Raw genomic sequence first — 13,189 nt, 5'->3', positions numbered from 1 at the left:
AGATAAACGTGTAAAACGAATTTATAAGCATTTAATCTATAAAAAAATAATTATATACAATTATCTGCGTTCATCCGTGAAATCTGCGATTAAGCTGCAAAACGAAAGAATATAAAAAATAGCTGTCTCAAATTTGAAACAGCTATTTGTTTTTATGAATTCTGCTTAATTCTTTTTGCAGACATATTTAAGAATCGTTTCACCAGAAAAACGGCAGAAACCGTTAATCCCAGTCCGAGTGCGATCCACATTCCGAATGCTCCCATTTCTAATGTGACACAGAAGAAATAGCCCAAAGGAATAGTAATGACCCAGTAAGCGATAAAAGTATAAATGGACGGGATTTTTACATCCTGTAGTCCTCTCAGCATTCCTAAAGCCGTTACCTGAATTCCATCAGAAAGCTGGAATAACGCAGCAATAATCATCAGTTTTGCAGCCAGTGTAATAACTTCCACTTCTTCTTTTTTCGTGAAGAATGTAGGTAGGATGTTTCTGCCTAAAATAAATACCAATCCGCAGATGCACATAAAAATAAAGGCGATCTTTAGATTGTTTATACCTACTTTTCTCAACTCAATAAAATTTTGTTCTCCAAGTTTTCTTCCGATCATTACAGTAGAAGCAACACTAAACCCAACACAAAGGTTGAAGGTGAAAGAAGCCATACTTAAAGCGATCTGGTGAGAAGCAATATCATGAGCAGAGATCAATCCGCAGATAAATGCAGCTCCGGCGAAAGCTGTTACTTCAAAAAACATCTGTAAAGCGGTAGGTAACCCCAATTTTACCATTTTATCAAACATTTTTTTTGAGAAAACCTGAATTTTTAAAGAAAAATCCTTGATATAACGTCTTGTTCTTTTTTCTTTAAGCAAAACAAAATAAAGGAAAACCACCATGAAAACTCTGGAAATCAAGGTTGCTAAAGCAGATCCTTTTACACCCATTGGAGGAATTCCCCAAAGTCCTTTGATAAAGACATAGTTTAAAACAATATTGATAACGTTGGCAATAATAGTAGCTTTGGTAACTCCGATTGTATAGGAAAGTCCTTCAGATACTTCACGAAGTGTCTGAAACGCCATAAACGGAATCATACTGACCACCATTATACTTAGGAAGCTTACCGTATCCGGAATAATCTTGGCAGGCTGTCCGGAGTGATAGAGTAGTGGCATTCCCATCAGTAATATGACCATCAGGATAATCCCAACAGACATATTGATAATAAAACCATGACTGAATACCGAATTGATTGTAGCATGGTCCTCTCTGGAATGCGCTTCCGAAACCAAAGGCGGAATGGCAAATGAAAAGCCCAAAGCTAATACAAATATGGAGAAAAACACAGCATTTCCCAATGATACAGATGCCAATGCATCAGCACCCAATAGTTTTCCGACAATAATATTATCGAATAAGTTTACCGAAACCTGCCCTACCTGGGTTAGCATCACAGGCAGAGCCAAAGTCAGGCATTCTTTTGTATAGTTTTTGTTTAAAAAGTTCATAATATTTTAAGATTCATATAGTTTATAATTGAATAGGGCAAAAAAAAATTTGCAGCGGTAACACTGCAAATTTTTATAATATGGTAAATAATAGCTTATTATTTCCTTACAAAACTTGCAACGTCACCTTCAGAAACAGTGTTTCCACCAAGAATGATTAACCTCTCAACAACGTTTCTTAATTCTCTGATATTTCCAGTCCATGAAAGCGCTTTTAAAGCATCAATAGCTTTATCGTCAAACTTTTTCGCAGCTGTACCATGCTCATCAGCAATCATACCAGAAAAATGTTCAACAAGCAATTTGATGTCTCCTTTTCTTTCATCCAATGGCGGAACATAGATTTCAATTACAGAAAGTCTGTGGTAAAGGTCTTCTCTGAATTTCCCTTCTTCAATTTCTTTCTGCATATTTTTATTCGTAGCCGCAATTACTCTTACGTCTACTTTAATTTCTTTATCACTTCCCACAGGAGAAACTTTGCTTTCCTGAAGAGCTCTCAATACTTTAGCCTGAGCAATAAGACTCATATCTCCAATCTCATCAAGGAAGATTGTACCTCCGTTAGCCTGCTCAAATTTCCCTTGTTTATCTTTAATAGCACCTGTAAAAGATCCTTTTACGTGTCCGAAAAGTTCAGATTCAATAAGTTCAGATGGAATGGCAGCACAGTTTACTTCAATCATTGGACCTCTTGCACGGTCACTTTGGTTGTGAATAGCATGAGCTACCAGTTCTTTTCCGGCACCGTTAGGCCCTGTAATAAGAACTCTGGCATCAGAAGCTGCTACTTTTTCTATCATATCCTGGATCTTCTGCAAAGCAGGAGAATCACCAATCATCTGATATTTTTTGCTTACTTTTCTCTTTAAAGTTTTGTTTTCAGTCTGAAGATTTTTGTTTTCTTTCTTCAATGTCTCTTTTGCCAAAGCGTTTTTAACACTTGTGATCAATCTGTTGATATCAATAGGCTTAGAGATAAAATCATATGCACCTTCTTTCAGGCAGGAAACAGCAGAATCAATGTCTGCGTGGCCTGAAATCATAATAAAAGTAGTTTCTGGTTTTAGTGCAAGACTTTGCTTCAAAAGTTCGGTTCCTGAAACCTTAGGCATCTTAATATCAGAAATCACCAATGCGAAATCTTCTTTTTCTACCTGTTTGTAACCTTCAAGGCCGTCTTCGGCGATAACAAATTCATAATCGGTGAGTTCATCCGAAAGAATACTGTGAAGTACTCCCGAGATTGCTTTTTCGTCTTCTACGATAAGGATTTTTTGCATAGTTGCAAATTTAAATTTTTTGTTTCAATTATTAGCAAAAACCATACCTAAATATTCTATTTTGAATAGTCTCTTCTGCCGAAAATGGCAGATCCAACCCTCACAGAATTAGCCCCGCACTCAATGGCTATAGGAAAATCATCGCTCATCCCCATTGATAAGGTAATTATTGTTTTTAATTGATTTAATTCATCAAAAAGCCCCTTTAGGATTAAAAACTCATTTCTAACCTGTTGCTCATCATCCGTAAATGTTGCCATCCCCATTAATCCGGTGATTTCTACATGAGGAAATTTACCCTCAATATATTTCTGAAACAGATCCTGGGCTTCCGAAATTTCAAGACCGAATTTAGTCTCTTCAGCAGCAATTTTTACCTGAAGAAGAACTTTAATCGTTCTGTTATTTTTTCCTGCTTCTTTGCTTATTTCTGTTAATAATTTTTCAGAATCCACACTTTGTATTGTATCGATGAAAGGAGCAATATATTTTACTTTATTGGTTTGCAGGTGACCGATAAGGTGCCAGTGGATATCCTGAGGAAGAAGAGGTGCTTTTTCCATCAGTTCCTGTACCTTATTTTCGCCAAAAACTTTTTGTCCGAGATCATACACTTCCTGAACTGCGGAAGCCGGATGTGTTTTGGAAACAGCAACCAGCTGAACATGGGATGGCAGCTGGTCTTTTATAGCGTTATAATTTTCTTTAATACTCATAGATGCAAATTTCCGAAAATTCTCTGACAGTTACTAGCCGTCAATACATTTTAGATTGTGCTTTTTACAATAAATTAATTCAGTACTTCATTTATCTTAGGATACTGAGAAATCTTTCTGAACACAAACTTATTGCTCTTCTGTAGTTTTTCAATAAAAAGATCCAGTTCGTTGATAGAATCCGCATCTCTCAGATATTGATCATGAGTCAGGAAAACAAGGTGTCTTGATGTTTTTTCAAGATCATTAAAGAAAATACTGTCCACTTTCTTGATCATCGCTTCATGGCTTCCTTTTAAAGTCATTTTTTGGGAAGGTCTCCATTCAAGGTCCCAACCGATTACTTTGTAGCCAGCCTTTTTAAGACCGTCTGCAGCAGCAGTTGAGCTTTTGATATCCGTTACATTAATATTATTGAGTCTCCAGATATTTCTTCCCGGAGTTCTGGCAATTTTATCAGAAAGCTTCAGGCTGTCTTTGGCGATATCAAAATCGTGGACTACGCCTTCAGCATTTCTATAAAAATCTGTGTATTTATTATGGGCATGGGTGAAACTGTGATTAGCAAGTTCCACAAGAGGGTTCTGCTTCAAAAGAAGAAGATCGTCTTTTTGTCTCTTGCTTCCATAAGCATGTTTACCTACCAGAAAGGCGGTTGCACAAACGTTTCTTTTGTCCAGAATTTTTAAAAGGTTTTCGGTTCCTTGGTTGGGACCGTCATCGAAGGTAAGGTAGATCACTCTTTTATCCGGGTCTACGTTTTCATCGTCCATTTTTGGGACTATTTCTGCGGAAGGATGTTGTTGTGAACTGACGACGGGGTCATTCACTTCATTCTTGAAATTACAGCTGTTTAATAAAGCCGAAGATGCACTCACCAATGCAAACATCCCGAGAAAAGTCTTATTTTTTGACTTTCCCGCAAAAATTTTTCTCATAAAGATAATGGATTTTAAATTGTTAAAAATCGTTAAAAATAACATGTGAAAATTAACAAATTACATGCCATGCTGTGCAGTGTTTTTTCTTTTTAAGGTTATTTTAAGAACTTTATTTTAGGGGTTTTTTCCATTAACAATTGAATTGTAAATTTATGATTTAGTTTTATTTTTATTTTAACATTTATAAATAGTAAAACGATAGTCTTTTTCTATATTTGTTAAAGTTTCGATATTCTTCATATTATGGAGAATTATTTTATTTTAACAACATCAGCTGATTTTATGTTAAAAGACATTTTAAATACAGTGAATTTTTAATGGCAGCTGCTCCCCAGGTATTATTGAAGAATATATAAGTCGTTTTCCCGCTGTTTTTAATTTTTTCTGCAAGTTCATCCAAAAAATCCTTGCTATACTCAGATTTGTAAAGAATGGGCTTGCCATGAAGTCTGTAATAAAGAATATTCGGATGGTTGATAATTATCTCTTCAGGAAGATCAGCGGGAAAGCTTACACCTGAAAAGATCATATTAAGATCTTTTAAAAGGTCAAAGATTTCTTTTTGCCACCATGAGTTGTGACGGAATTCGATGACATTCAGAAAATTGCGATCTATAGTATTAACAATACGCTCTGTATTTTCCGGAGTATTGTTAAAAGAAGGAGGAAACTGATAGAGAAAACCGGAAAGCTTATCCTTCAAGTTATTTTGAATATGGCTGCAAAAAACTGAAATTTCTTCTTTGGAATTTTCAAGTCTGTTTTGATGGGTAATGGATTTTGGGATTTTAATAAAAAACCTGAATGATTCAGGAGTTTCATCATACCATTTTAATAATGTCTTTGATGTCGGTTTCCTGTAAAAAGTAGAATTAATTTCTACAGCGTTGAATGTTTTTGAATATAAAGAAAGAAAATCTTTACTCTTAGCATCTTCGGGATATAAAGACCCTTTCCAGTCGTTATTATAAAATCCTGAACATCCTATGTAAAGATTTTCTTTTTTCATGATAGTTATTTTATATCCAGATCTACGGAATTTAATCTCAATGAATTCAGAATCACAGAAAGAGAGCTAAAGCTCATAGCTGCTGCTGCAATCATAGGAGATAACAGAATTCCAAAGAATGGATACAATAATCCTGCCGCTACCGGAACACCTAAAACATTATAAATGAATGCGAAGAACAGGTTTTCTTTAATGTTTTTAAGAAGTTTTTCACTTAAAAGTTTTGCTTTTGCAACACCTAGAATATCTCCTTTTAATAAAGTGATCTCTGCGCTTTCAATGGCGACATCGGTTCCTGTTCCCATGGCAATTCCCACATCAGACTGGGCAAGAGCAGGAGAGTCATTGATGCCGTCTCCGGTCATTGCTACGATTTTACCCTGTTGTTGGAGTTTTTTTACTTCATTCAGTTTATCTTCAGGAAGACAGTTGGCTTTGAAATGTTTGATACCTAATTCATCAGCGACAGCTTTTGCGGTATGTTCATTGTCTCCCGTCATCATGATGACATCAATTCCTTCGCTCATGAGCTGCTTCACTGCTTTTTTAGAACTTTCCTTGATTTTATCTGTAAAGCTTATAAATCCAAGCACTTGCTGATCCTGTGCGATGTAAGAAATGGTGTGCGCCTTTGATTGTACTTCTACCGCTTTTTGTTTCAGGTTTTCCGGAATGGAAATCTGATGTGAGGTCAGAAGATTTTCATTTCCCAGGTATGCTGTCTTACCGTTGATATTTCCTTTCACACCTTTACCTGAAATGTTTTCAAACTGATCTACTTTTTCAGCCGTTATATTCGCTTCCTTTGCTCTTTTTATAACGGCATTGGAAAGCGGATGTTCAGAGTTTTGATTCAAAGAAAAAGCCAGTTTTAAAATCTGATTCTGATCTCCATTTACTGTTTCAATATATTCAACAGAAGGTTTTCCTTCCGTTAAAGTTCCTGTTTTATCAGTGATCAGAACATTTACTTTATTCATTTGCTCAAGAGCTTCAGCGTTTTTGATCAGGATACCGTTTTTAGCTCCTTTTCCTATTCCTACCATTAAAGACATAGGAGTGGCAAGACCAAGCGCACATGGGCAAGCTACAATTAAAACTGCTACAGCATTCACGAAAGCAAATAAACTTCTTTTTCCTTCCGGCCCGAAAAACTGCCACAGAATAAAAGTAAGTACTGCGATAAGAATAACCACGGGAACAAAAACTTTTGAAACTTTATCTGTAAGCTTCTGGATAGGGGCTTTGCTGCGGCTGGCTTCATTCACCATCTTGATAATCTGTGAAAGCAGGGTTTCATCACCTACTTTTTCAGCTTTCATGATGAATACCTGGTTGCCGTTTATGGTTCCGGAAGATACCTTATCGTCAATATTTTTTTCTACAGGAACGGGTTCTCCCGTGATCATACTTTCATCAACGATAGAATTACCTTCAATGATTTTTCCGTCTACCGGAATTTTTTCGCCGGGTTTTACTTTCAATAAATCACCTATTTTCACCTGAGAAAGCAGAACTTTCTTTTCTTCACCGTTTACCATAAGATTGGCTTCATCCGGAGAAAGATTCATGAGCTCTTTGATGGCGTTCCCTGTTTTTTTATGAGCTGCAGCTTCCATCAGCTGGCCTAAAATAACAAGGGTTAAAATCACACAGACCGCTTCAAAATACAACGGAATTTCATGATTATGACCCCGAATTTCATGGGGAATAATGTCTGGGAAAATTAAAGCCACAATACTGAAAATAAATGCTGCTGCTACACCCAAGGCAATAAGGCTGAACATGTTGAGATTCCATGTTTTGAAGGAAACCCAACCTCTTTTTAACAGAAACCAGCCTGAATAAAATAGAACCGGAAGTGTTAAAGCAAGTTCAATAAACCCCTGAACCTGATGTGAGAAAGGGAAATTGATAAACATTCCACCCATTGAAAGAATAAAAACCGGAATCGTAAATGCTAATGAAGTAATGAATTTTCTTTTTAATAGGTTGTAGGTTTCATCCTCTTCATCATCATTATTGTCTGGCATTCTTACGAGATCCATTCCACAAATCGGGCAGTCTCCAGGTTCATCACGAATGATTTCCGGGTGCATCGGACAGGTGTATTTTGCGGTTTTCTTTTCCGGATATTTTACAAGATCCATCCCACAGACAGGGCATCCTACATTAGAATCGTAGGTTTTGTCACCTTCACAATACATGGGGCAATAATATCTGCCTGCCATTTCATCAGTTACTTTAGGAGCTTCATGATTGTGGCTATGATGGTCATGATCATGATGATGGTGAGAGTGAGAATGGGAATTATGTTGGTGTGAAGCTGCTTTTTGTGCAAGTTCCTCAGTGATCGGTTCCAAATCCATATGGCAGACCGGACATTCCCCTTTTTGATCGTACACTTTATCACCCTCACAAAACATAGGACAATAGTGTTTTCCGATACTATCTTTAAAGTTTTCAGGAAGATTGGTTGATGAATAGACAGGTTTATGATTGGGGTCTTTGGCAAGTTTCTCTTCAATAGGAACCAGGTACATTTTGCAGACAGGGCATCTTTCTCCCTGTTTGAAATATACTTTATCTCCTTCACATTCCATTGGACAATAGTATACCGAAGATGGAGATACACGATCCTGAGGTTTTACAAAAGCTGTCTCAGGAGCATTGGGATCTTCTAGTCTGTATGTTCCTATTTCTGCCAAAGCATCATTTAAAACTGAAAGCTTTACTCCATGATCAGAAGAAATGGTTGCGGTATTGTTTTCCAGATTTACATCGGCTTTAACACCATCAACACTGTTCAGTTGGTTGGATATTTTTTCTGGCAGCCGGAACACGTCATTCCGAGTATTTTATACTGTTGTTCCATGATTTTAAATTTATAGTACAAATTTCCAAAATGGAAAACTAAGGTTGTTATAAATTTAAGGATAATAGTTATAAAATTAGGCTAGTGTGAGTTTTAGGGTTGGAGAGTGGGAGAGTGTTAGAGTGGGAGAGTTGTAGGGTTTGAGCGTTTGTAAGTGAAATAGGAATATTCAACTCTTTTACTCTCAAACCCTCAAACTTATAGATTATCGAGCGATTTTCGGTTGTGCTCTTTAAGCTTTTTGAATTCAGTAGGAGTGAACCCGGTTACATTTCGGAATTGGGAAGAGAGATGCTGTACACTTTTATAGCCAAGCTTTCCTGCAATTTCAGTAAGGTTGAATTCGTTATAGAGAAGAAGTTCTTTTACTTTTTCAATTTTCTGAAGAATGAAGAATTGCTCTAATGTAATGTTTTCGTTTTGTGAAAATGTTTTTGAAAGCGAGCTGTAATCCTTATGAATTTTCGAACTTAAAAATTCTGATAGTAAAAAATCTTCTGAAATATCGAGATCGCTTATTTTTAGGATGATCAGGTTTTTGATTTTTTCTACAATCTGATGGGCAGAATCCATGATCCTTTCAAAGCCTGTATTTAGCAGTTCTTTTTCTATGATCTGCATTTTCTCTGGAGAAATTTCAGTTTCAGTTTCTATTTCACCCAATGAGACTGTACTTATTTCTACATCTGCATTGCGGAAGATATTCTCTACCGCAGCAATACATCTGTTGCAGACCATGTTCTTTATAAAGATTTTCATAGGCCGTTGCTTAACCTGTCTTTTACGAATTCAATCTGGGTTTTGCCGTGAGGAGCGGGATTACCATCTGCATCAAGGTTTACCATGACAATTTTTTCTACCGTAATAATAGTTTGATGGGTCATTTTGTTTCTCACATCACATCTTAACGTAATAGAGGAGGATCCGAAATGAGAAGCCTCAATTCCTATTTCTATAATATCTCCCTGTTTGGCGGAACTGACAAAATTAATTTCAGAGATAAATTTGGTGACCACTTTTGTATTTTCCAGCTGAATAATGGCATAGAGTGCTGCTTCCTCATCTATCCATTGAAGGAGTCTTCCTCCGAAAAGTGAGTGGTTAGGATTTAAGTCTTCGGGTTTTACCCATTTTCTGGTATGGTAGTTCATATTTTTTAATAATTTGCAGTACAAATTTAGTGTTAAAAGCTGATGTTTTCAAAAGAATCATATTTATTGATCTGAAAAGAATCATTCATTTTCTCAATCATTTTCTTTTAGAACGCATTGCTTTGGTTTTCGTAATGGAACTGTCATTTATTAACATCTGATATTCTTCGCTCTCCATAGGAAATAAAGCAACTTTTCCTTCTGAATTATGATGAATTCCGAATCCGTATTTCTTAGCTAAGGGAGAGCAGCGAAGGCAAGGTTGTCCTTTGGAAAAGAATTTTTCTCTTTCTTCCTGCTTTTCATTTTCTGAAATATCATTTTTAATAGCATAACACTCAAAAACAATATCGTCTGAAGAATACGTGTAAGGACTTTTTATAAGTTTCTCATATTGAAGATTAGCCAGTGTTTTTTCTTTTTTTTCAGGAGGAATCTGTGCCTGAGCAACAGGAGAGTCCTCGGCGATTTCAATGAGTGTGTTGGTATAATTTGTGGTGTGCAGTTTCATACTTTGAATGGAATTTAATATTTAGTAAAGAATAGGAGCGTAAGCAAGATCGTAATGATAACATTTTCAATCTTATTGGCTTGATTGTGAATGGTTAGACTTGGGTTTTGTTGTTAATTTTTAACTAATTTTATGATAAAATATTTTAGTATTTAATTTGCTGATAATCAGTGTGTTTTGTTGTTTTTGTTTCCCATTTGGGTATTTGGATTCAACATAATGTGAGAAATATTTAAAAAAAGCTTTGATTTGAAATTTTTAATTGTATCTTGCATACGTTTATATTTGGAATCAATATTTGTTCATTAATTTATGTTGTTTTTCTTTTATATACCAAATTTTTATTAATTTTTTAATTTATTTTAAAATGAACATTTTTGTTTCAAACATCAATTACGCAACTAAAGAGTATGAGTTGCACGATCTATTCGCAGAATTTGGTGACGTATCATCAGCTAAAATCGTTACAGACAGAGAAACTGGTCGTTCCAGAGGTTTCGGTTTTGTAGAGATGGGTGATGAAGAAGGAAAGCAAGCTATTGAAGCTCTTAACCAAAAAGAATTTAACGGAAAAACTTTAAACGTATCTGAAGCTAAGCCTAGAGAAGAAAAGCCAAGAAGAAGCTTTGACAACAACAGAGGTGGTGGTTACGGAAACAACCGTGGAAACGGTGGTGGATACGGTGGTGGAAACAACCGTGGAGGTAACGGCGGAGGAAACCGTTGGTAAAAATATGAAGCGGCTTTTAAGCCGCTTTTTTTATGGAATTTATTTTAGGAAAATCATTTTTTCTAAATAATGGAAATCCTTTTAATACAGGATTTTCACAATAGATAAAAATAAAACAGGCTATCCATCGGATAGCCTGTTTTTATTAATTATTTTAATCTGATCAGAATATAAACGTTTTCGTAATAAATACTGGCAGTATCTTGTTCAGAATATTTTTCTCGTGTAATTTCACTGAAAATAAGTTTAACATGATATTTGCCTAAATCAGATTCCATAGTGATTTCAGGAATTTTTACATTTCCGGTTTTGTTTTTATTTTCCTCAAACAGTTTAATGATCTGTGGTCCGAAATCTACTTCTTCTGTAGAGTTTAAGCTTAATTTTAATGATGAATTATCAGTCAGTTCATCTGTAAGTTCAAACTGATCTTCATTCAATTTTTGCGGATCTCTGCTGTAACGGTGGAAAGAAATTAAATATTGATAATTTCCAAGTTCTACCACCTGCTTTTCCGGAACGAGAACAAGTCTGTTCATTTCGTATGCTCTGTTTTTTATGGTCAGATTCACATCCGAGAACTTGTTCTGGATATCATATCTTACACTATAAAACTCTCCAGTGGCAATATGATTGGTCAATTCAGCCTTGTCTTTTTCATTTAACAGAGTTGATAGAAACTCTCCCTGTTTTCTTTCGGCCAGAAACTCAAATTTATCAGCAATTTCATTACGGATAGTGTCTGTAATTTTTTTGTTGAAATTAATTGTACCTGCACTGATAAGCTGATTATCATTAAAATCTTGACTAATTGCCTTTGCTGACTTCTCTTAGCTACACTAAATGCATTTAAATAAGGAAAAATCAAAGCAAAAGTTCCAAATAAAAATAAGCTGATCGGAATAAACTTTATGGTAGCCTTTTTACTGAAAATAAAATAAATGACAATGCTCAAAAGCCATAACGCAAGCAGAAGAACGAAATATCGTGGTTCTGTATAGCCGTATTCTAAAATTCTGGTGAAAATAGCTGTGAAAAGCAAAATGATCAAAGGAGCAATGGTATAATAGAATGCCTTTGAAAATACCTTAACCCAGGATTTTGCATTTTCTTCTTTTAACGGATGTACGAGAAGTAATGCCAGAATACCAACAACACTGTAAGCCAAAACAAGGTAAGAAACCCAGCCTCTAGGAAGCTCCCAATTGATTACTATTTTAACAGAATAAAAATAAAGAATGGTTACATAGATAAGCAGTAATGGAATTAAAATAAACTGAGTGAAAAATTTTAAAACAACAGGATAGGTGCCATCTTTTTCAAGGTTATTTAATCCCTTATCATTAAATAAAAGGAAAATAAAGCTGCTTCCCAAAATAGCAAGAACAAAAAATGTATCTCTGTAAATTCTGTCGTGGAAGTTAAAATCAAAAAGTTTATCAATAGCTAAGATGGCTAATTCAACACCGCCTGTCAAGACTCCTGTAAATACTGCCGTGAGGAAGATATTGACAAAGAGATTTTTGTTATACTGCCAGAAGCTAAGTTCTCTGTTTTTCTCCAGAAATGGGACAAAAGAAACTAATAAGTGAGAGAGAAGGGCTGTGACTGCAATAATATAAGCGTAGACTTCTGTAAAGCCATTCTTTTTATCCGGTAAAATAAAATAAAAACCTGTAAGAAAAATAATTCCGGATAGCTGTAATAATAATTCTTTCCCAATTCTTTGGGATAGCATTTTCAATGCAAACATCAATGAAATTCCGAGACAGGCACAGATGGTAAATTTGATATAAGAGGTGATTTCACTGCGTTCTGTTTCAGCAATGCATATTGCTCCTATAGAAGCTAATAAAGCCATTGTCAAAATCATAGGATATCGGAAAATGACTTCGTTGGCCCGGCCTAGAGTTTCCTGAAATTTTGTTTTCATGATTTGGTGTTTTTAGATTTTGGTTAATCTTTTTTCTTTTTCTTCTTTTTGTCCTTATCCTTGTCCTTGTCTTTCTCTTTTCCTTTGGTTTTCTTTTCCTTTTTCGGACTTAGGATTTCTTCAGCAATTTCAAATTTAGGTTCTTCAATTTTTGCTGGTTTTATTTCGATTTTAACATCAAAATGGCCTTTCATATCTTCCTGGGAGATTAATTTTTCACTTAATAAAAGCTCCAGAATTTCCTTCCCGGAATTATTGAAAAACTGATGTGAAAGCTCTTTCAGTAGAAATTTTTTATACTCTTCCAAAGGAACAAGCACAGTATATTTGAAGATTCTTCCTTCTTTTACGGTAGATAGATAGCCTTTTTCAACTAATATTTTCAAATAAGTGGAAACCGTATTCTGGTGGGGTTTCGGTTCCGGATGCTGTTCCATAACGTCCTTCAGATAGAAAGATTCCATTTTCCAAAACAGCTTCATAAAGTTTTCTTCTGCGGCAGTAAGATGATTTATTTTCATAGAGT

13 protein-coding genes are annotated in these 13,189 nt (G+C 35.4%); 1 reads left to right on the top strand and 12 read right to left on the bottom strand.

Annotation, left to right across the window (positions count from 1 at the left end):
* Positions 1 to 152: 152 nt before the first annotated feature.
* The 9 genes from BOQ62_RS00830 to BOQ62_RS00790 all read right to left on the bottom strand — a co-directional run bounded on the left by BOQ62_RS00830 (position 153) and on the right by BOQ62_RS00790 (position 10,000).
* Positions 153 to 1,514, bottom strand: coding sequence for an MATE family efflux transporter (locus BOQ62_RS00830; protein WP_129036555.1), 1,362 nt, complete (start codon positions 1,512 to 1,514; stop codon positions 153 to 155).
* A gap of 98 nt (positions 1,515 to 1,612) precedes the next feature.
* A complete protein-coding gene (locus BOQ62_RS00825; RefSeq protein WP_129036554.1) occupies positions 1,613 to 2,797 on the bottom strand; it encodes a sigma-54-dependent transcriptional regulator in 1,185 nt (394 codons plus the stop codon).
* A gap of 56 nt (positions 2,798 to 2,853) precedes the next feature.
* Positions 2,854 to 3,513: a YggS family pyridoxal phosphate-dependent enzyme gene (locus tag BOQ62_RS00820; RefSeq protein ID WP_129036553.1), complete on the bottom strand. Its 660-nt coding sequence runs from the start codon at positions 3,511 to 3,513 to the stop codon at positions 2,854 to 2,856.
* 74 nt (positions 3,514 to 3,587) lie between these two features.
* A complete protein-coding gene (locus BOQ62_RS00815; RefSeq protein WP_129036552.1) occupies positions 3,588 to 4,451 on the bottom strand; it encodes a polysaccharide deacetylase family protein in 864 nt (287 codons plus the stop codon).
* Between the two features lie 283 nt (positions 4,452 to 4,734).
* A complete protein-coding gene (locus BOQ62_RS00810; RefSeq protein WP_129036551.1) occupies positions 4,735 to 5,463 on the bottom strand; it encodes a DUF72 domain-containing protein in 729 nt (242 codons plus the stop codon).
* Between the two features lie 5 nt (positions 5,464 to 5,468).
* On the bottom strand, positions 5,469 to 8,306 hold the full coding sequence (locus BOQ62_RS00805) for a copper-transporting P-type ATPase (RefSeq protein ID WP_228413510.1): 2,838 nt from the start codon (positions 8,304 to 8,306) through the stop codon (positions 5,469 to 5,471).
* Between the two features lie 230 nt (positions 8,307 to 8,536).
* A complete protein-coding gene (locus BOQ62_RS00800; RefSeq protein ID WP_129036550.1) occupies positions 8,537 to 9,097 on the bottom strand; it encodes a helix-turn-helix domain-containing protein in 561 nt (186 codons plus the stop codon).
* On the bottom strand, positions 9,094 to 9,489 hold the full coding sequence (locus tag BOQ62_RS00795) for an acyl-CoA thioesterase (RefSeq protein WP_129036549.1): 396 nt from the start codon (positions 9,487 to 9,489) through the stop codon (positions 9,094 to 9,096). Before BOQ62_RS00795 ends, BOQ62_RS00800 begins: the two co-directional genes overlap by 4 nt.
* 97 nt (positions 9,490 to 9,586) lie before the next feature.
* Positions 9,587 to 10,000 carry a DUF6157 family protein gene (locus tag BOQ62_RS00790; protein ID WP_129036548.1) on the bottom strand — a complete coding sequence of 138 codons (414 nt, stop codon included), beginning with the start codon at positions 9,998 to 10,000 and terminating at the stop codon, positions 9,587 to 9,589.
* Positions 10,001 to 10,367: 367 nt separating this feature from the next.
* Here BOQ62_RS00790 and BOQ62_RS00785 point away from each other — a divergent pair, with 367 nt between their 5' ends.
* The gene (locus BOQ62_RS00785; protein WP_040999136.1) at positions 10,368 to 10,730 is read left to right on the top strand and encodes an RNA recognition motif domain-containing protein; all 363 of its coding nucleotides are present in this window, start codon (positions 10,368 to 10,370) and stop codon (positions 10,728 to 10,730) included.
* A gap of 149 nt (positions 10,731 to 10,879) precedes the next feature.
* Here BOQ62_RS00785 and BOQ62_RS22760 read toward each other — a convergent pair whose 3' ends face one another.
* The 3 genes from BOQ62_RS22760 to BOQ62_RS00775 are packed head-to-tail and all read right to left on the bottom strand — an operon-like array spanning position 10,880 to position 13,184.
* The gene (locus tag BOQ62_RS22760; protein WP_228413508.1) at positions 10,880 to 11,371 is read right to left on the bottom strand and encodes a hypothetical protein; all 492 of its coding nucleotides are present in this window, start codon (positions 11,369 to 11,371) and stop codon (positions 10,880 to 10,882) included.
* A gap of 20 nt (positions 11,372 to 11,391) precedes the next feature.
* Positions 11,392 to 12,663, bottom strand: coding sequence for a DUF4153 domain-containing protein (locus BOQ62_RS00780; protein ID WP_228413506.1), 1,272 nt, complete (start codon positions 12,661 to 12,663; stop codon positions 11,392 to 11,394).
* A 23-nt stretch (positions 12,664 to 12,686) separates the two neighbouring features.
* On the bottom strand, positions 12,687 to 13,184 hold the full coding sequence (locus BOQ62_RS00775) for a BlaI/MecI/CopY family transcriptional regulator (protein WP_129036547.1): 498 nt from the start codon (positions 13,182 to 13,184) through the stop codon (positions 12,687 to 12,689).
* Between the last annotated feature and the right edge of the window lie 5 nt (positions 13,185 to 13,189).

This window comes from Chryseobacterium sp. CH21 (assembly GCF_004119445.1).
GTDB lineage: Bacteria > Bacteroidota > Bacteroidia > Flavobacteriales > Weeksellaceae > Chryseobacterium.
This window is presented reverse-complemented; position numbering and strand designations above follow the sequence as displayed.